General features: G+C 62.2%; 16 protein-coding genes. 4 read left to right on the top strand and 12 right to left on the bottom strand.

Annotation, left to right across the window (positions count from 1 at the left end; all coding sequences use genetic code 11):
- Positions 1 to 3 precede the first annotated feature (3 nt).
- On the bottom strand, positions 4 to 1,098 hold the full coding sequence (locus G486_RS0111570) for a saccharopine dehydrogenase family protein (protein ID WP_027015681.1): 1,095 nt from the start codon (positions 1,096 to 1,098) through the stop codon (positions 4 to 6).
- A 135-nt stretch (positions 1,099 to 1,233) separates the two neighbouring features.
- Between G486_RS0111570 and G486_RS0111565 the strand changes: the two genes are divergently transcribed.
- Entirely contained in the window at positions 1,234 to 1,707 is a 474-nt protein-coding gene (locus tag G486_RS0111565; protein ID WP_034387405.1) for an Lrp/AsnC family transcriptional regulator, read from the top strand.
- A gap of 71 nt (positions 1,708 to 1,778) precedes the next feature.
- Here the strand turns inward: G486_RS0111565 and amaB are convergent, their stop codons facing one another.
- From amaB to trpE, 3 genes are all read right to left on the bottom strand, one after another.
- Entirely contained in the window at positions 1,779 to 3,293 is a 1,515-nt protein-coding gene (amaB, locus tag G486_RS0111560) for an L-piperidine-6-carboxylate dehydrogenase (protein ID WP_156920009.1), read from the bottom strand.
- 349 nt (positions 3,294 to 3,642) lie between these two features.
- Positions 3,643 to 3,945 carry a chorismate mutase gene (locus tag G486_RS0111550; protein ID WP_051303441.1) on the bottom strand — a complete coding sequence of 101 codons (303 nt, stop codon included), beginning with the start codon at positions 3,943 to 3,945 and terminating at the stop codon, positions 3,643 to 3,645.
- A gap of 50 nt (positions 3,946 to 3,995) precedes the next feature.
- Positions 3,996 to 5,495: an anthranilate synthase component I gene (trpE, locus tag G486_RS0111545; RefSeq protein WP_027015677.1), complete on the bottom strand. Its 1,500-nt coding sequence runs from the start codon at positions 5,493 to 5,495 to the stop codon at positions 3,996 to 3,998.
- A gap of 416 nt (positions 5,496 to 5,911) precedes the next feature.
- Between trpE and G486_RS0111540 the strand changes: the two genes are divergently transcribed.
- Positions 5,912 to 6,529, top strand: coding sequence for a chalcone isomerase family protein (locus tag G486_RS0111540; RefSeq protein WP_245587300.1), 618 nt, complete (start codon positions 5,912 to 5,914; stop codon positions 6,527 to 6,529).
- 321 nt (positions 6,530 to 6,850) lie between these two features.
- Here G486_RS0111540 and speE read toward each other — a convergent pair whose 3' ends face one another.
- The 8 genes from speE to rpe form a co-directional block, all read right to left on the bottom strand.
- Positions 6,851 to 8,149, bottom strand: a complete 1,299-nt coding sequence (gene speE / locus G486_RS0111535; protein WP_027015675.1) for a polyamine aminopropyltransferase — start codon at positions 8,147 to 8,149, stop codon at positions 6,851 to 6,853.
- A gap of 150 nt (positions 8,150 to 8,299) precedes the next feature.
- Positions 8,300 to 8,992 (bottom strand): phosphoglycolate phosphatase, encoded by a 693-nt coding sequence (locus G486_RS0111530; protein ID WP_027015674.1) that lies wholly within the window; start codon positions 8,990 to 8,992, stop codon positions 8,300 to 8,302.
- Positions 8,993 to 9,095: 103 nt separating this feature from the next.
- Positions 9,096 to 9,854: an SDR family NAD(P)-dependent oxidoreductase gene (locus G486_RS0111525; RefSeq protein ID WP_051303439.1), complete on the bottom strand. Its 759-nt coding sequence runs from the start codon at positions 9,852 to 9,854 to the stop codon at positions 9,096 to 9,098.
- A 2-nt stretch (positions 9,855 to 9,856) separates the two neighbouring features.
- Complete coding sequence (locus G486_RS22150; RefSeq protein ID WP_084455227.1) at positions 9,857 to 11,761, bottom strand: dipeptide ABC transporter ATP-binding protein; 1,905 nt, start codon at positions 11,759 to 11,761, stop codon at positions 9,857 to 9,859.
- The gene (locus G486_RS0111515) at positions 11,761 to 12,657 is read right to left on the bottom strand and encodes an ABC transporter permease (RefSeq protein ID WP_034387424.1); all 897 of its coding nucleotides are present in this window, start codon (positions 12,655 to 12,657) and stop codon (positions 11,761 to 11,763) included. The genes G486_RS22150 and G486_RS0111515 overlap by 1 nt, the downstream gene beginning before the upstream one ends.
- Positions 12,658 to 12,698: 41 nt before the next feature.
- The gene (locus G486_RS0111510; RefSeq protein ID WP_027015671.1) at positions 12,699 to 13,688 is read right to left on the bottom strand and encodes an ABC transporter permease; all 990 of its coding nucleotides are present in this window, start codon (positions 13,686 to 13,688) and stop codon (positions 12,699 to 12,701) included.
- A gap of 39 nt (positions 13,689 to 13,727) precedes the next feature.
- Positions 13,728 to 15,290 carry an ABC transporter substrate-binding protein gene (locus G486_RS0111505; protein WP_027015670.1) on the bottom strand — a complete coding sequence of 521 codons (1,563 nt, stop codon included), beginning with the start codon at positions 15,288 to 15,290 and terminating at the stop codon, positions 13,728 to 13,730.
- A 443-nt stretch (positions 15,291 to 15,733) separates the two neighbouring features.
- Positions 15,734 to 16,417, bottom strand: a complete 684-nt coding sequence (gene rpe, locus G486_RS0111500; RefSeq protein WP_027015669.1) for a ribulose-phosphate 3-epimerase — start codon at positions 16,415 to 16,417, stop codon at positions 15,734 to 15,736.
- Between the two features lie 39 nt (positions 16,418 to 16,456).
- Between rpe and apaG the strand changes: the two genes are divergently transcribed.
- Together apaG and G486_RS0111490 are read left to right on the top strand one after the other, a co-directional pair.
- On the top strand, positions 16,457 to 16,867 hold the full coding sequence (gene apaG / locus G486_RS0111495; protein WP_027015668.1) for a Co2+/Mg2+ efflux protein ApaG: 411 nt from the start codon (positions 16,457 to 16,459) through the stop codon (positions 16,865 to 16,867).
- 54 nt (positions 16,868 to 16,921) lie between these two features.
- Entirely contained in the window at positions 16,922 to 18,901 is a 1,980-nt protein-coding gene (locus G486_RS0111490) for a site-specific recombinase (protein ID WP_027015667.1), read from the top strand.
- Positions 18,902 to 19,136: the final 235 nt, after the last annotated feature.

The raw sequence follows: 19,136 nt of genomic DNA, 5'->3' as shown, positions 1-19,136 counted from the left end.
AGCTCAGCTGATGGATTCGATCTTGCGGGACTGCTGGTACGCAGATCCAAAGCGGTTGTTCAAGAAATCGGGTAAGGCCACTTGCTCCTGGCGCACAAAGCCCTTTTGCGGAAGCTTGCCCTCACGGAACAGGTCCACGGCCGTGCAGATGCCAGCCGCCGTGGTGATCTGAATGGCCGAAAGCGGATTGCCCTCACTGCGATCGGCAAAGATCTTGCGCGCAAACACTTCCTGCACCAGCTGCCCCCCGCGCATGCCGCTGACAGTGACGAACACCAGCACCACATCCTGCATGGTCAAAGGTACGGACTTGCGCAAGATGCTCTTGAGCGTTTCCTGGTCATTCTTCATCTGCAGCTCTTCGAGGAGAACCCACATCAGATCGCGATGACCGGGGTAGCGCACGGTCTTGTAGTCGATGGAGCGCAGCTTGCCATCCCAGGTTTCACACAACGTGCCCAGACCGCCCGAGGTATTGAAGGCCTCGTACTCAACCCCGTCGAGCGAGAAGTGCTCCAGGCCCTCAAGCGCCATGACCTCCACACGCTGGCCATCGTGCACGGACTCGCAAGGATGGCAGTACTCGTTGATCAGGCCGTCCACGCTCCAGGTCAGGTTGTATTTGAGCGAGTTCGTGGGAAACACGGGCAAGGCGCCGACACGCATCTTCACGTCGTGCACCTGGTCGAACTGCTGGGCCAAATGGTGCGCAACAATGCCGATGAACCCTGGAGCCAGGCCGCATTGAGGCATGAAGGCCGTCTGCGAATGCCTGGCCAATTCCTTGATCGTGCGCGCAGCAGCCACGTCCTCGGTCAGGTCGAAATAGTGGCACCCGGCCTTGTGCGCCTGGGTTGCGGCCAGCGTGGTCAGGTGGTGCGGCAATGCATTGATCACCGCATCATGGCCTTTCAGTGCCGCAAGCAAGGCTTGTGCATCGCCAGTGTCGACCTGTGCGGTCTTGACCTTGGAGCCTTGGAGCTTGCCCAGCGCAGCCTGGTTCTTGTCCAGCACGGTGACCTGGTAGTCGCCGCTTTCACTGAGCAAGCGAGTGATGAGCTGCCCGATATGTCCTGCTCCCAGCAATACGATTCGCATAAGGATCTCCTGGTTTCAAATGACTTGTAGAGGCACCAAGTCTAGGGAGCGCATCAAACGAAAGATAGCGAGAGTTTGACGAATAATGGCTTTGGAATGACACTCTGACGAGCTCAAAATACAAATCGTCATTTCATGCCTTCAAGCTCTGGCAAACCACCTCTTCCCGCGATCGTCAAAGACCAGCTTGACCGAGACCTCATCGCTTTGCTGCAGGCCAATGCCCGCGAGAGCACGGCCAATCTTGCGCGCAAGCTGGATGTGGCACGCACGACGGTGCTGGCAAGGCTGAACCGGCTGGAACGAGAGGGCGTGATCGTGGGCTATACCGCACGTCTGCGCCAGGACCAGGGCGACCAGGGCGTTCACGCCTATGTCGGGATTACGACCAGCCCGAAGGCTGGCCGAGATGTGGTGCGACGCCTGGCCAGCATTCCCGAGCTGCGCCATCTGTGCTCGGTGAGTGGAGAGTTCGACTACCTGGCCCAGCTCTGCGCGGACACCATGCCCCGGCTCGATGCCTTGCTCGACGAAATCGGGGAAATCGAAGGCGTGAGCAAGACCACCACATCCGTGGTTCTTGCCGTGCGCATAGATCGCAAGGCTTGAGCCTCGCAGCCCCCCCGCAGGCGGCATCGAACAAACGCTCAAAAACAAACACTCAAAGCGTGTGCACGGTCTCAGGCCTCGAAGCGTACGCCCTGGGCCAGCGGTAGTTCACGCGAATAGTTGATGGTGTTTGTGGCCCGGCGCATATAGGCCTTCCAGGCGTCCGAGCCCGACTCCCTGCCGCCACCCGTCTCTTTTTCACCGCCAAAGGCACCACCGATCTCTGCACCCGATGTGCCTATATTCACATTCGCAATGCCGCAGTCCGAGCCATCTGCAGACAGGAAGGCCTCGGTCTCACGCACGTCGTTGCTGAAGATGGCTGAAGACAGGCCTTGAGGGACGGCGTTGTGCAGTTGCAAGGCCTCATCGAACGAGTCATAGCTCAGCACGTAAAGAATTGGCGCAAAGGTCTCGTGGCAGACGGTTTCGGTTTGCGCGGGCATCTCCACGATCGCCGGGCGCACATAGTAGGCGTCAGGGCAGGTCTGCTCCAGCACACGCTCGCCGCCGAAGACCGCCCCGCCTTCGGCCTTGGCCGAGGCCAAGGCCTTTTGCATGGTCTGATAGCTGGCCGCATCGATCAGGGGTCCGACCAGGGTGCCAGCCTCCAGCGGATTGCCGATGGGCAGCGCCGCATAGGCTTTCTTCAGGCGCTGGAGCAGCGTCTCGCGCAGGCTTGCATGGACGATGAGGCGCCGCGTGGTCGTACACCGCTGGCCAGCCGTTCCCGCCGCCGCAAACAAAATGCCGCGCACAGCCAGGTCGAGATCGGCCGAAGGCGCGACGATCACAGCGTTATTGCCGCCAAGCTCCAGCAGCGATCGGCCGAAACGGCGTGCCACACGCGGGCCGACTTCACGCCCCATGCGTGTGCTGCCTGTGGCAGAGATCAAGGGCACATCGGGACTGTCCACCAAGGCCTCTCCCACTTCGCGCCCGCCGATCAGGACTTGTGACAAGCCCTCAGGGGTTTCGCCAAAGCGCTTGGCTGCCCGTGTGAAAAGCGCCTGGGCCGCCAGCGCAGTCAGTGGTGTTTTCTCGGAGGGCTTCCACACGACGGCGTTGCCGCAAACTATGGCCAGAGCAAAGTTCCAGGCCCAGACCGCAACCGGGAAGTTGAAAGCGCTGATGACACCCACCACGCCCAGGGGGTGCCAAGTCTCCATCATCCTGTGGCCTGGCCGTTCGCTGGCAATGGTCAGACCATAGAGCTGGCGCGACAGGCCCAACGCAAAATCGCAGATATCGATCATCTCCTGGACTTCCCCCAGCCCTTCGGAGAGGATTTTTCCAGTCTCCAGGGACACCAGCCGCCCCAGATCTTCCTTGTTGGCTCGCAGCTCTTCACCAAGCAGACGGATGAGCTCGCCACGACGAGGCGCAGGCACCTTGCGCCAAACCACAAACGCAGATTGGGCACGCTGGATTCTGGCCGCCACCTCGGCTGCCGTCAGCTCCGGAACGCGGCCGATTTCGACACCATCGATGGGCGAGGCAACGCGCAGCAAGCCACCCGAAACGGCGGAAAGAGGCACGCCAAGGCGTTCGAGCAGAGAGGCTGTCAGCAGAGAGGATTGAGGCATATGAACATTCCTAAACAAAGACCGGGCCTTGAATAAAAGCCGCCGACACATGCTGCTTGTGTTCAACGAAGAGGTACTTTGTCGCAGACAGGCACGGCGACGGCGTATGAGTGCTTGCGCTGGCGGATCAAAGCCATCGACACAGAGCTACTGCAGCCAGGCAAAAATCCTGGATGAGGCAATGATCTCCACCAGAGGAATCAAAATAACATGGATGCCGCCAGGCGTATCTTCAGAAGTGCTGCAAATGGTCAACCAGGTTTCCATGCACACAATCAGCCAGACGCGGCCAGGGAAGCTCTGCCGCCCCGAGGGCGGCAGAGCTTCCGGAGCTTCGACCGATCAATGACTAGCGGTTTTTTTCGGCAGGCACCGGAGCCAGACCACGCAAGCGCGCAAACTCGCGGTGCTCGTAGGCAATGCACTCTTCCATGAGCTGGCGGTACACAGCCTCCATGAGATCGGGCACGCCGCCTTCCCTCTGGGTGCGCTCGCGCACCCGGGCGACGATGGCCTCGATACGGGCCTCGTCGCGCACCTGGCTGGCATCGGCCTTGATGCGCGCAGCCTGTTGCATATAGCCCACGCGGGTGACAAGCAAGGGCACCAGCACATCATCCAGGGCATCGATCTGGCTGCGAACATCCTGCATGCCCTCACAGTGCAGGACCCGGTCTATGGCCCGGGAGGTCTCTGGCTCGCTCACTCCAGGCCCTCCTCTACGAGCTCAGCCGCTCGCAGCAAGGCACGGGCCTTGTGCTCGGTTTCCTTCCACTCAAGCTCAGGCACGGAATCAGCGACCACGCCGGCGGCCGCCTGGACATACAGCGTCTGATCCTTGATCACGCCCGTGCGAATCGCTATGGCCAGATCCATGTCTCCCGCAAAGCTCAGGTAGCCGCAGGCGCCGCCATAAATTCCGCGCTTGGTGGGCTCGAGCTGATCGATCACCTCCATGGCATGGACCTTGGGAGCACCCGTGAGCGTACCCGCCGGAAAAGTCGCCTTGAAGACGTCCATGTTGTCCATGCCGGAGCGCAAGATGCCCTCCACGTTGCTCACGATGTGCATGACGTGGCTGTAGCGCTCCACGGCAAAGGCCTCGGTGACATGCACCGAGCCTGTTTCGGCAATCCGGCCTATGTCATTGCGCGCCAGGTCGATGAGCATCACATGTTCTGCGCGTTCCTTGGGGTCGGCAACCAGCTCCTGCTCCGTGGCCTTGTCCGCTTCGGGGGTGGCGCCGCGAGCGCGCGTACCCGCCAGCGGCCGGATGGTGACTTTCTGCCCTTCGGGGGTGCTCTCTTGGCGGACCAGGATCTCGGGGCTGGCGCCCACCACATGGAAGTCTCCCAGGTGGTAGTAATACATGTAGGGGCTGGGGTTGAGCGAGCGCAACGCCCGGTACAGCGACAGAGGCGACGCGGTAAAGCGCTTGTGTATGCGCTGGCCCACCTGCACCTGCATGAAGTCGCCTGCAGCAATCAGCTCCTTGGCCTTTTGCACGACCGCAAGATAGTCGTCCTTGGAAAAGCTGCGCTGGGCCGGATGGCTCTCGCCGGCCTTGATCTGGGGTGCACTCACCGAGTAACGCAATTGCTCCTTGAGCTGGCGCAGGCGCTTCTTGGCCCGCGCATAGGCCTCGGCCTCGTCAGGGTTGGCATAGACGATCAGATAGAGCTTGCCCGATAGATTGTCGATGACAGCCACTTCCTCGCATTGCAGCAGCAGGATGTCGGGACAGCCCAGACTGTCGGGCGGGCAGGAGTCCTCCAGCTTCTTTTCTATGTAGCGCACGGCGTCATAGCCAAAGTAGCCAGCCAGTCCTCCACAAAAGCGCGGCAGCCCAGGCGAGAGGGCGACCTTGAAGCGCTTTTGATAGGCGGCGATAAAGTCCAGAGGGTTGCCCTTGGCAGTCTCGACAACCTGATCATTCGTCACGACTTCGGTCGTCGCTTCATCACCAAAACCGCTGGCGCGCAACAAGGTTCGGGCCGGCAGGCCGATGAAGCTGTAGCGGCCAAAGCGCTCACCACCGACGACGGACTCCAGCAGAAAGCTGTGCTTGCCGTCCCCGCCGGCATGAGCCAGCTTGAGGTAGAGCGAAAGCGGAGTTTCGAGGTCGGCAAAGGCTTCGGCCAACAAGGGAATGCGGTTATAGCCCTGAGCGGCAAGGCTTTTGAATTCCAGCTCAGTGATCATGAGGAAGGACTCCGGATATCTGGCGCCTTCAGACCTGATGGTCCTGCATAGAGGATTGCGCCGGTTCATTCAATTGGCCAGAATGGCCGCGGGTGCACGCCGGGTTCGCGCCCCAGCCGCTATCAGCAGTTTGTATGAACAGGCTTGCGCCAGGGCCAGGCTCCCCGGTCTCCACAACCTGCAATCAACATGCGATGAATGAACATGGTCGGCAAGTGTAGCGCAGTCGCGCCAGACCAAGGCCAAAGGCGATGACAAAGCACCGCCCAAAATCTTGCGACACACTACGCGCATGCCCTGCCATGCGGAGCAGCATCGGCAGACCCGCGAAAACCCCGTTGCCGCAGCCCCTGACGCCCGGGAACATGGGAAATGTCAAACATACTCAAACACTCCCAACGGGAGCAGGAGAGATCATGAGCCCAGCCTTCCGTTCTACGCCCCCCATGCGCGCCCTGGCCGCTCTTGCACTTGTCGCAGGACTTGGCCTTGCTGGAGCCGGTCATGCCGACACCGGCACCCAACGCAGCGTGGGAGGCGTGAACTACGCAGAGCAGCTCAGCCTTGCCGGCCAGAGCCTGCAGCTCAACGGTGCAGGCATTCGCTACAAAGCCATTTTCAAAGTCTATGCTGCAGGGCTCTATCTCGAAAAGCCCAGCACCAGTCTGGAGCAGATCAGTTCGCTGCCGGGTCCCAAGCGCCTGAGCGTGACCATGCTGCGGGAAATCGATGCCAACGAGCTTGGCAGGCTGTTCACGCGCGGCATGGAGGACAACATGGAGCACGCACGCTTTTCACGTCTGGTATCCGGGGTTTTGCGCATCAGCGAGATCTTCTCCCGGCACAAAAAGCTGCTGCCCGGTGAAACCTTCGAGATGGAATGGGTTCCGGGCCAGGGCACCTCGATCAAGGTCAAGGGCCAGGCTCAGGGCCAGCCCATGCCAGAGCCCGAGTTCTTCCAGGCTTTGCTGGGTATCTGGCTAGGCCCCAAGCCGGCGGATGAGCAACTCAAGAAAGAGCTGCTCGGCGGTTAGAGCGTGTTCACGATCTCTATGCAGGCGCGTTGAAGCGCAATCGGGATGAGTTCGAGTCGATGGGCCGCAGCTTGCACCGGGGTGCAAGCAAGGGCCAGCGCGAAGAAATCGCCCGATTTCGCACCAACCCTTCGGGACAGTGCCTTTTGCGGGCGGTCTACAGCGTTGCGAATCCTCGCAATAACACGGCTATTGCTGCGGTGTCGCGCCTCGTATCCCATCCCGCAAAGACACTGGCGCGCCGCGAGGAGATCGTGAACACGCTCTTAGAGAGCCGGCAGGGGAGATCGCACGCCCCGACTCATGAACATGCTCTGAGGACTACAGGACGCAGGCCTGTTCCTCCGGCTCCCTGGCCTCGACGAGAGCACGGTAGTAATTGGGCAGGGCGAACAGCGCCGAGTGAACCTCTGCGTTGTAGTAGCTCAGGTCGCCAAGCTCGCGCTCGGCCAGGCGCTGGCGCAACTGGGCTTGCGACAGCGCCGCTGCATCCAGGCTGTCCGATGCCACGGCCATGCCCCAATAGGCTCCATACAGCGGGATATAAAGACCATAGCAGCGCACGACTGCAAATTGCTCACGCAGGCTCGCGACCAGGCTGCTCACCTGTTCGCCATGGAACACCGGACTGCCCAGATGCAACACCAGAGCGCCACCAGGAGCCAGAACACGCTTCATGCGTGCCAGCGCCGCATCCGAATACAGGGCACTCGCCGGTGTATCGGGGTCGGTCAAATCCATCAAGGCCAGATCAAAGCGCTCATCCGTGCTCTCTATCATGGCCACGCCATCGCCTATGCGCAGATCCAGGCGCGGATTGTCGAAGGCACCGCCATGTACCTTGTGCAAATGCTCGCGTGCCGCATCAACCACGGCCTGGTCGAGCTCGGCCACCACCACTTGTTCGATACTGGGGTGCTTGAGCAGCTCTTGCGCTGCCCCTCCATCGCCACCGCCGAGGATCAAGGCCTTGCGCGGTGCGGCATGGGCCACGGTCGCTGGATGTACCAGGGCTTCGTGGTAGAAAAACTCTTCCCCCTCCGAAGTCATGAAGCGGCCGTCCAGCCTCAGCACCTTGCCGAACTGCGGGGTGTGCAACAACTCCATTTTCTGGAAAGGCGTTTGCAAGGCCTGGCGCTGCGTAACCCGCCAGCCAAAGCGGGTGTGAGCCGTCAGAGACTCCAGCGCCCAGTCGCCATGATCACCGGTGTTGGATTCGGGCAGTGGCTGCTGCGAACCCTGTGGCCCGATATCGCCGCGCATCAAGTGCTGGCGCACCACTCGCTCTGGCGCATAGGCGGCAATCACGCCTTCCATGAGGGCTCGGGCCCTACCCGAATTGTCCGCAGAGAAATTGCAGACATAGACGTCGATGGTGACATTGCCCGTCTCGGGCCAGGTGTGGATCGCCAAGTGGGACTCAGCCAGCAGCACCGTGCCGGTGACCCCGCCGGGCTCGCCTTGATAGTCCGGGAATTTGACCCAACGGTCATCCACCAAGGTCAGGCCCGCCATCTCGGTCTGGGTGCGACACAGCGTGGCGATGACATCGGCATCGAGCATGTAGCGCTCATCGCCCTTGCATTGGTACAGATCGGCAGTCAGGTGCAGTCCGTGCATTTTTAGCGCTTCCTCCTAGTCGTAACCGGCCCCGGCGCTAAGGCACGCGGCAACAATCGGCAAAGCGCTCGATATTAACAAAATGCAAAATCACACATTAAAATGCACGATTTTTCCGCATCCCGCTTTCTTTGATCAGCAAAGCGCTTCTCAATCTGCCGGCGAGGAGCGGACGGCGAGTTCCGCCAGGGAATCGATAACGCCGTCGGCATCGACCTCGCTCACGGGCCGGCCGTGGTTGTAGCCATAGCTGACCAGCACCACCGCACAGCCTGCAGCCCGCGCCGCCTGGGCATCGTTGCTGGAATCGCCGAGCATCAAAGTGCGCACGGGGTCGCTGTCCAGGGCCTCGCAGGTCTTGAGCAAGGGCAAGGAATCAGGCTTCTTGCGCGCAAACGAATCGCCGCCAAACACCTGATCGAAAAAAACATCCAGTCCTTTGGACTGCAGCAAAGGGAGAGCAAACGACAACGGCTTGTTGGTCAGGCAGGCGAGCTTGAGGCCTTGCCCCCTCAGGGATTCAAGCCCTTCGACCACGCCCGGATAAACCCTGGAGAACTGCCCATTGATCTGCAGATAGTGATGCTGATAGCGCTGCCAGGCCTGCGCGTAAAGTGCTTCGACATCCTGTGCCCGCACATGAGCCAGCACGCTGCGGATCAGGTGTTCCGACCCCTTTCCCACCATGGCCTCGATGGCCCCTGGGTCGATGCCGGGCAACCCCAGGTCGGCCAGCATGCGCTGCAGGGCCTGGACAAAGTCACCCAGCGTGTCGACCATGGTGCCGTCCAGGTCGACGATGACGGCCTCGAAGTCTGCGCGTCGTCTCTTCAATACAAGCATTTCCATTCCGTGTGCCTTGTTCTTCACCGCCCCGCAAGCGCCTGCCCTGCAAGACTCCAGCACATATTCTGCCGCGCAGCCGGCCACCGGCGCGGCAACCGGACTAATGCGCCATGCCTCCATCGACCATCATGGCCTTGGCCGTGATGTATCCAGCCTCGTCCGAAGCCAGAAAAACATAGATCGGAGAAACCTCCTGCGGCGTCCCCTGCCGCCCCAAAGGGACGGCCCGGCGCACAATTTCCGCATGAGGCAGTGCCCCACCCATGTATTCGATGGCCGGGGTGTTGAAGGGCGTATCGATCCAGCCGGGCAGTACCGCATTCACCCGTATGCCATCGGGCGCAAGTTCTTGCGCCAAGGCCGTGGTGAAGGCAATCACAGCCCCCTTGGCTGCAGCATAGGCCGTCATGCCAGGCGCACCTCTGAGGCCCGCAAGTGAAGCCGTGGTCGTGATGCTGCCCCCGCCTGCTCTGCGCAAAGCCGCTGCACCATGCTTGGCCGCAAAGAACGTCCCCCGTGCATTCACATCGAAGATCGCATCCCAGGTCTGGGCCGCGAACTGGTCCACAGCCCCGGTACGCATATAGCCGGCCAGAAACACCAAGGTATCCAGCCCGCCCAGCAGGCTCTCGGCCTGCTCTACAGCTTCGCGCACCGACGCCTCTTGCCCCACATCGCAGACCAGGCCATGGGCCGATGCCCCTTGCTCTTGCGCCAGGGCCACTGTCTCGACCAGGCCTGTCTCGTTGATGTCGGCCACGACCAGGCTCGCTCCATGGCGTGCGAAGTCTCTCGCACAGGCCCGGCCTATGCCCGTGGCCGCACCAATGAGCAAGGCACGTTTTCCTTTGAGTCTCATCGTCACTCCTTTGTCTGGTGAGAAAGAGGGGCTGCATTCTTCATGGGCATAGCCTGGGGCCGCTGCACCGGCATGTGCGCGGCATCGAAGTGGCAGGCCACCTGGCTCTCGGCCGCGACCGACCTCAGGACCGGATCCTGACTCGCGCACTGCGCCATGGCGAAAGGGCAGCGGCTTCTGAAGCTGCAACCCGGCGCAATGTTCACGGGATCCGGAGGCTCGCCCTCGAGCAGATAGGTCTGGCGGCTATAGGGTCTTCTCTCCAGCGTGGGCGCGGCACTCAGCAAGGCCCGCGTGTAAGGGTGAGAGCCCTGCTCGAACAAAGCCTGGTTGTCGGAAAGCTCGACGATGCGTCCCAGATACATGACCGCAATGCGCGAACACACGCGGCGCACCATGGCCAGGTCGTGCGAAATGTAGACATAGGTGATGCCACGCCGCTCCTGCAGACCCTGAAAAAGATCGAGCAGCTTGGCCTGCTCCACCTGGTCCAGGGCCGAGAGCGTTTCATCGAGGATGAGCAGCTCAGGTTCAAGCACCAGGGCACGCGCAATGTTCACGCGCTGGCGCTGCCCCGCGCTCAGCCCCACGGGCAGGCTGTCATACAGGTCCGGTGCCAGGCCGACCTCGGCCATGGCCTCGGTCACGCGCCGGCGCAGTGGCTGCCCGCTGGCCAGCCCGTGCACCAGCAAGGGCTCGGCTATCGTGCGCCCGATGCTCGCATGGGAGACGATGGCGCCATACGGATCCTGCAGCAGCAACTGAAAACGCTGACGCACACGCATCAGCGCCCTGCGCTCCAGGCCTTTCAGATCATGACCATCGAAGTGGATGCTGCCCGCATCCGGCTGCTCCAGGCTGCTGAGCAGACGCGACAAGGTCGACTTGCCACAACCCGATTCACCGATGATGCCCAGGTTCTCCCCGCGCCTCACGCAAAACGAGACGCCGCGCACCGCATGCACCTTGCTGTAGGTAAAAAAGGCATTGCGATCGCGCTGGACATAGGTTTTCGTCACTGCCCTGACCTCCAGCACGGGCTGGCCAGGCAGAGGCCGCGCCGGTGCCGGAATGCCCCAGACACGCGGCACGCGATCGAGCAGGGCTCGCGTATAGGCATGCGCGGGACTGACCAGCAAACGGGCCACGGGCGCCTGCTCGACCACACGCCCCTGATTGAGCACCAGGACCCGGTCTGCAATCTCGCTGACGACTCCCAGTTGGGAGGAAACAAAAACAATGGCCGTGCTGTAGGCCTGCTGAAGCTCCTTGAGCAGCCGCAGTATCTGCGCTGCCACCGTCACATCGAGCGGCTGGGTGATGTTGTCGGCAATCAGCAGCAGGGGGTTTGAGACCAGTGCATCGACGATGAGCGCGCGCTGCATCATTCCTCCGCTGAACTGGAAAGGATATTCATGAAAGCGCTTGGCCGCAGACGGGATCCGGACCGCATCGAGCAGATCGATCACGCGCCGCAAGGCCTGATCCCTGCTCATGCCCGGAATCACGGACTGCAGCTTCTCCAGGATCTGCGTCCCCACGGGCATCGTGGGGTCAAGCGCGCTCGCGGGATTGGCGCCGATGTAGGCGATTTCCCGGCCACGCAAATCAGCCATTTCGCGTGCACTGCATGCAAGCAGATTCCTGCCTGCATAAAAGACCTGGCCGCCCACCGCATGCAAAGGAGGTCTCAGCCAGTTGACCAGGGCACGGCACAGCACCGTCTTGCCCGATCCGCTCTCGCCTATGACGCCGAGCACCGCGCCACGCTCGAGCTCAAAACTGACCTCCGACAACAATGGACGGCAGGCCCCTGCCGCACGCAGCTCGACCGACAGGTCTTGCACGCTCAGGATTACATCTGCGGCCTGAACTCTCACCCCATTGCTCCAGATGGATAAGCGCATCACTCGACTCCTTGCAGGACGCGGTTGCGCGCACGCTCCCAGACCCCACCCATGAGGTTGAGACTGCCCAGGGACAGGGTCAGAAAAATGCCCGGAACAATGGTGATCCACCAGGCATTGAGAAGGTATTGCGTGCCCGAGGAAATAATGCTTCCGAAAGTCGGCGTTGGAGGCTGCATGCCTATGCCAATGAAGCCGAAGATGGCTTCAAAAATCATCATGCGCGCCACATCCAGCACGGCCACAAAAGCCATGGACGGCAGCACGCCCGGGGCGATGTGCCTGAGCATGATGCGCAGATCCGAAGCACCCAGAATCCTGGCTGCGCGCACATACTCCTTTTGCCGCTCCGCCAGGGTGACTCCGCGCGCCACCCTCGCATACACCGGCCAGCTCGACAGAATCAACACCACAATGATGGAGCCAGCCGTGGGCCGCGACATGCCGAGGATGGTGATCGCCAGAATCACCACGGGAATGGACATCTGTACATCGGTCAGCCGCATCAGGGCGACGTCCACCCAGCCACCGCGATAGCCCGAAAAAATGCCCACAGCGCAGCCCAGAGCGAACATGCCCAGCACGCTGACCACGGCGATCGCAAACGCATTGCGCAAGCCCAGCAAAGAGCGCAGCAGCAGGTCCCGCCCGAGCTGGTCCGTGCCCAGCCAATGCCGGCTGCTTCCGCCCTCCATGAAGGCCGGCGGCAGAAAGCGCTGATCCACATTCATGCGCGTCGCCGATGCATCCGTCAACCAGGGACACAGCAGCACCATCAGCACCAGGGCTGCAAAGATCATGCAGGCCAGCTTCATTTCCGGATGAGACCAGGCGCTGTGCCAGATGCGCGCCCGCACGCCCACATGCATCGCACGGCGTATCGGCGGTTTGTCCATGGCAGCAACTGCGCGTTCTGGTGGCTGGTTGCGGCGCGGCATCAGAACTTCAGCCGCCGGTCTATGCTGGTCGAGGCAAAGTCAACCAGCATGTTGATGGACACCAGAGCCGTGCTCGCGAGAATGGCCATGGCCTGGATGATGGGGAAGTCGCGCTGAAAGACTGCGTTGATGGTCAACAGGCCTATGCCCGGGTAACTGAAGATGTACTCGACCACGAACAGTCCCCCCAGCAGCATGCCGATCATCTGCGCACCAAACAGATTGAGCAACGGAATCGCCGCATTGCGCATCACATGGCGCGTAACCATGCGGTGATAGGACAGGCCGCGCACCAGACCCGCATCGAAATAGCTCTCTCCCAGATTTGCCGCCACGGCCACCGAGATCGCACGAATCATGACCGGTGACAACTCCACCGCCAGCACCATTGCGGGAATCACCGTGTATTCGAAGCCCCGGTAGCCAATCGCAGGCAGCCAGCCCGTTTGGGCCGACAGCAGGAAGATCAGCACCACGCCGACCCAGATATTTGGCAGGGATACCAGCAAGGAGCTTGCATACAACCCGAGCCGCCCGGGCCAGCGTCCCGCATGCAGCCCCGCTCCCATGCCGATGGGCAAGGCCAGCAACAATGCAAAAAACACTCCCAGAGCGGCGAGCTGCAGCGAATATGGCAAGGCCGTCACAATGAGGCCGGCCACCGATGCACGGCTGCTTTCATCCACGCTTTGCACATCCTGCGAGCCCCCTGTGCTGCCGCCCTGGGCGCCCCGGATGAAGGATCGCCCAAGATCCCCGCCCGCCACATCTACGGCAAAGCGTGCGAACTGAATGGGAATCGGGTCCCGGAGGCCGAGCTTCACGGCCGTTTCCTCAAGGACGCTGGCCGGCGTCATCGGCCCCAGGATGATGCGCATGGGGTCTCCCGGCACCACACGCAGCAGAGTGAAGATCGCCAGGGCCACCAGCACCACGATCACCAGCCCCTGACTGATGCGCCTTACGAAGAACTCGATGGCAAATCGCATGTCGCTCCTTCCTCTGGGACAGGGAACAGACCCCGAGCCTCAGACCAGCCTGGCCTTGCTCAGATCGACAGGTCCATAGGGAGAGAAGCTCACGCCCTTGAGGTTCTTGCTCATGGCGCGCAGAAAGACCGAAGAGAACAGCGACAAACTCGGCGCCTTGACCGCAATCAGCGGCAGCGTCTCCTGCTGCAGGATCTTCAGACGCTGCTCTATCGTGGTCGCATTGCGCTCCTTGTCCAGAGAGGCATCGATCATGGGATCCGAAATTCCATTGACCAGCGCGAACTTCGAGTAGTAGTTGGGGCGCAGCACCAGATCAGGCTCGGGCGAGCCCGTGATCCAGCCCACATCGATGATGTTGCCAGGCCCCAGGCCATCGGCGCGCCGGTAAAGCCTTTCCTCCCAGGCCGCAGGCTCCAGCGTGGTGAGCTTTACCTTGAAGCCCTGCTCTTGCAACATGGCGGCGATCAGCTCGCTGTATTCCCGGGTCTTGGGATAAAAGCCCACGGAGGTGATGTACTCGATCTCGGGCAGGCCTCGCCCTTGGGGAAAGCCTGCCTCGGCCAGCAGTTGCTGCGAGCGCCGGGGATCGAACTTCGGATAGCTGGGCAGGTCGATGTAGCCGAACTTCACGGGAGACAGATGGCAGCTCGCGGCCTGCCCCGCATCGCCGACCACGGTCAAGACCTGGGACCGGTCTATGGCATGGACGGCCGCGAGGCGCAGCCTCACATCGTTGAATGGCGGCTTGTTGCAGCGGAAGTGGATGTACTTGTTCTCGCTGGACAGGCTTCGGTCCGTGACCACGCCCGGGCTTTTTTTCAGCGACACATACTGCTCTGGTTCCAGGCGCTCGGCCAAGTGATACTGACCATTGAGCAGGCCCAGCACGCGCGTATTCGCATCCGGAACATAGGCCCAGATCAGATTGTCTATCTGCGGCTTGCCCTCGTGATAGTGCTCGAAGGCCTTGAAGATGATCTGATCGCCTCGAGTCTCCACATAGCGAAACGGCCCTGTGCCATTCGGGCGCTTCTTGAGAACGGCGGGGTTACCTACATCCCTGGCCGAGATGATGGGCAAGAAGCCCACCAGATACCAGAAGTTCAGCGCCGGGTAGCCGTATTTGAGCGTCTTGAGCCGGACCTTGTAGCGGTCCACGACCTCCACGTCGACACGCCCCGGATACCAGGCCGACCCCGGTCGCTGGGTCAGGCTCGCATATTCGAAGCTGGCCTTCACATCCTCGGCCCAGAAGTCCTTGCCGTCGTGGAACTTCACACCCTCGCGCAGCTTGTACTCCAGCGTGTACTGATCCACGATTTGCCAATCCGTCGCCAGCTCCGGCAGGATCTCGCCGGCATTGCCAGGCCGCATCGGGCATTTGGTCAAGTGGCTGTAGAGAAAGCCTTCGGCCGTGATCTGGGGCGCCACCGTATGCGATGTGGGATCCCAACTGCTGGTCACCGTGCCTGCAGCGGCAAACACCAGGGTCTTGCCCTCCTGGGCCCAGGCATTCGTCCCGGCCGACCCTCCCATCCAAAGCGTTTCGACTCCCAAAGCAGAGCCTGTATGGATAAAGCCGCGTCTGGTCAGTGCCATGGCGGGGTTCCTTGCATTGCGGGGGAACTGCTGAATGCCCGACAGACTGGCGATTCGCCCTTGCTACAAGGTCCGAGCCGGTCATTTTTGTAGTGAAGCAGCAAGCCTGAGCGCGTGAGCCCATTGTTCAAACTTCACACAGCACTGTCAATCAAGGGCGGTGTCCGGCCAACGTGGCCGGACTCAACGTCCGGGCCCTTATCGCCGCGCTCTCAAATCCCCGCCAGATATGGCTGCACAAGCCTGGAGCAGGGCATTGACTGCGGCCATGCATGCCGATCCGCTGCAAGCGGATATCTTGTCAATGCGTGAATCTCAGTAGCCCCATGCACGCCTTAGAACGTGTTCACGACCCCCTCGCGGCGCGCTCAGTGTCTTTGCGGGGCGGGATACGAGGCGCGACACCGGCCAAGGCGGCGACCCATTGTTGATGCGTGTCTGCCTCACCGCGCAAGTGCGCTGCGCATGGCGTCGATCACGCCCTTGTAGTCGGGCTTGCCGAAGATGGCGCTGCCTGCCACGAAGGTGTCGGCCCCCGCATCGGCCACGGCGCGGATATTGCTCTCCTTGATGCCGCCGTCCACCTCCAGGCGGATATCGCGGCCGCTGGCCTCGATACGCTTGCGCGCCGCTTCCACCTTGCGCAGCGTGCCATCAATAAAGCTTTGACCGCCAAAACCCGGGTTGACGCTCATGAGCAGGATGAGGTCAATGTCGTCTATGACCCAGTCCAGCACATCGAGCGTGGCTGCGGGATTGAACACCAGGCCGGGCTTGCAGCCCTGGGCGCGTATGTTTTGTATGCTGCGATGCACATGGGTCGAGGCATCGGGATGGAAGCTGATGTAATCGGCTCCGGCCCTGGCAAAGGCGCTGGCCAGTTCGTCCACGGGCTGGACCATCAAATGCACATCGATGGGCACGGCCTGGCCGTCGGCTGTCTTTGCGTGGGGCTTCAAAGCCTCACAGATCATGGGGCCGAAAGTCAGATTCGGCACGTAATGGTTGTCCATCACGTCAAAGTGAATCCAGTCGGCACCCGATGCAATCACCTGGGAGACCTCGTCTCCGAGGCGCGCGAAGTCGGCCGACAAAATGGAAGGGGCAATGCGGTAAGTGGGGCTCATGAGGGCAGATTGTCGCAGCTACGCAGTACCATAGCCGCCATGCCCATGAACGAGTTCCAGGTCCAGGTGCAACCGGCCTATCTTCCAGAGCAGTCAGCTCCTGCAGCCGGTGTCTATGCCTTCTCCTACACCATCACCGTGACCAATGCCGGCGAGGTGCCGGGGCAGTTGATTGCACGCCACTGGATCATCACCAACGAGCAGGGCCATGTGGAAGAGGTCCGCGGCCTGGGCGTGGTCGGGCGCCAGCCGCTGCTGCAGCCCGGCGAGTCGTTCGAGTACACCAGCGGCTGCCAGTTGCGCACGCCCAATGGCAGCATGCAGGGCAGCTATCTATGCATCAGCCACGAAGGTGAAGTGTTCGAGTGCCCCATCCCCCGCTTCTCGCTGCAGTCGTCACCGCAAAATGTGCCCCATTTCCCCGATCCCTCAAGCCGTGTACTGCATTGAAAGTCGCCTGATGCGACTCCTGCACACCGCCGTTCCGTGCCCGCGCCCCGCCTCATGAAGCGAATCCCCGACGACCTGCCCGGCCTGCTGGCCGCACTTGACCCCGAGGCCGATCTCGCCCACCGCCATCTATGGCTGGTCCACCTGCTTGAGTGGGTACGCGCTCCCAAGCCTTCGGTAGATGCCGCTGCGAGCCGGGTGCAATTGTTCGTCGAAGCCGTGGAAGCCGACGCCGACGCCCGCCAGCGCCTGCGCGCCTGGTGGCTGCGCTTCATCAACACCGTGGACATCACGGCCTTGCTGGCCGACTTCGGCTTTGCGCCGCGCACGGGCATGTTCAGCGAGATCAACGAGCGGCTGCGCTACAAGCTGCTGCCCTCCACCCCCGAGACCGTGGATGCGGCCGAGCTGTTCATGCTCACCGTGCGCGACGAGTTCGATGCACGCTGGCTGCATGCGCTGGACGGCCCGCTGCTGGAGCGGCTGGGCCTGTTGCTGGCGCCCGAGGCCGAGGATGGTGAGGAGAACCAGGGCTGCGGCTTCTGGCAGCGCAGCCTGCTCAGCGCCATCACCTATTGCGCGGGCCAGATCCTGTCCACGGGCTTTTCGCCCGAACTGCGCCTGCGCATGGACGAGCAGGCGCGCGACGACCAGCCCTTTCATGCGCTGATCCATGATGTGGAAAGCCTGCGCGTGGAGGTGCTGCACGAGCTGCGCACCACGGACCGGCGCGATGCAGCCGAGGCCAGGCTGCGCGAGCGGCTCGATGCCTGCCGCACCGCCGTGACCTCGGTCTACACCCATTTCCAGTCCGAAGGCATTTCCGTGGGCCTGGTCTTTCGCCTGCGCCAGCTGCGCGCGCGCATCCTGCGTGTGCGCCGCCTGCTGGACTGCCTGCTGGCCGACAACCGCGCCAAGGAAACGGCCGACCTGCTGGCCAACCTGGTCTCGGTGGGCATAGAGCGGCGCAGCCTGCGCGCCCTGCTGTCCACCAACACCTCTCTGCTCGCGGCCAAGGTGGCCGAGCGCAGCGCCGAAACCGGCGAGCACTACATCACGCGCACGGGCAAGGAGTACCTGGTGATGTTCGAGCGCGCAGCGGGCGGCGGCCTGGTCATGGCCTTCACCACGCTGCTGAAGTTCGCGCTCTATGCGCTGGGCCTGTCGGCCTTCTGGAGCGGTCTGGCTGCAGGCCTGAACTACTCGCTGAGCTTTGTGCTGATCCAGATGCTGCACTTCACCGTGGCCACCAAGCAGCCGGCCATGACGGCACCGGCCATGGCCGCCAAGCTCAAGGACTTGCGTGCCAGCGAGGCCATCGAGGAATTTGTGGACCAGGTCGCGCGCCTGGTGCGTTCCCAGTCTGCAGCCGTGCTCGGCAATGTGCTGGTGGTGTTTCCGGCCGTGCTGCTGCTGTCCCTGGGCTACGCCAAGGTTTTCGGCCATACGCCGATCGACGGGCCACATGCGATCGCCGTGCTCGATTCGCTAAGCCTGCTCGGCCCCTCGCTGCTGTTTGCGGCCTTTACCGGCGTGCTGCTGTTCGCCAGCAGCCTGATCGCGGGCTGGGCCGAGAACTGGTTCGTGCTGCGCCGCCTGGATTCGGTGATCCGCTACAACCCCGGCATCACGCGCTGGCTGGGCCCGGCACGCGCCGACCGCTGGGCGCATTTCTGGCGCGACAATGTCTCGGGCCTCGCAGCGAACATCTCCCTGGGCATGATGCTCGGCCTGGTGCCTGCGTTCGCGGGCTTTTTCGGCCTGGGCCTGGAGGTGCGCCACGTGACGCTGTCGGCCGGCCAGGCGGGCGCGGCAGCGGCATCCATTGGCTGGAGCGTGCTGCACATCGACGCCTTCTGGTGGGCCGTGGCCATGCTGCCGTTCAATGCGGCGCTGAATGTCACGGTCAGCTTTTATCTGGCGTTCCGCGTCGCCATGCGTGCGCACAATGTGAGCGGCGTCGACCGCTCGCGCATCTATGTGGCCATACGCCGCCGCCTGCGCACCGCGCCGCTGAGTTTTTTCAAGCCTTGAGATGATGAACACCCCCCTGAGTCGCTGCGCGCCTTCCCCCCGCTCTCGCAACGCTGCGCGCTGCGGGCAGGGAGACGACAGCCTCGCTGCGGGGCGGCCCTGGCTCGCTGTCCCTGACTCCGGGCTGCGCCCGTTTTGGGCGACATGTGCGGTGCGCCTTGCTTTGGGGGATCGGCCTACAGCCCCAGAATCGAGTCGCTGCGCGCCTTCCCCCCGCTCTCGCAACGCTGCGCGC

Source organism: Comamonas composti DSM 21721 (genome assembly GCF_000429845.1).
Classification (GTDB): Bacteria; Pseudomonadota; Gammaproteobacteria; order Burkholderiales; family Burkholderiaceae_C; genus Comamonas; species Comamonas composti.
The sequence above is the reverse complement of the archived record's forward strand: the minus strand, read 5'-3'. Positions and strand labels throughout refer to the sequence as shown.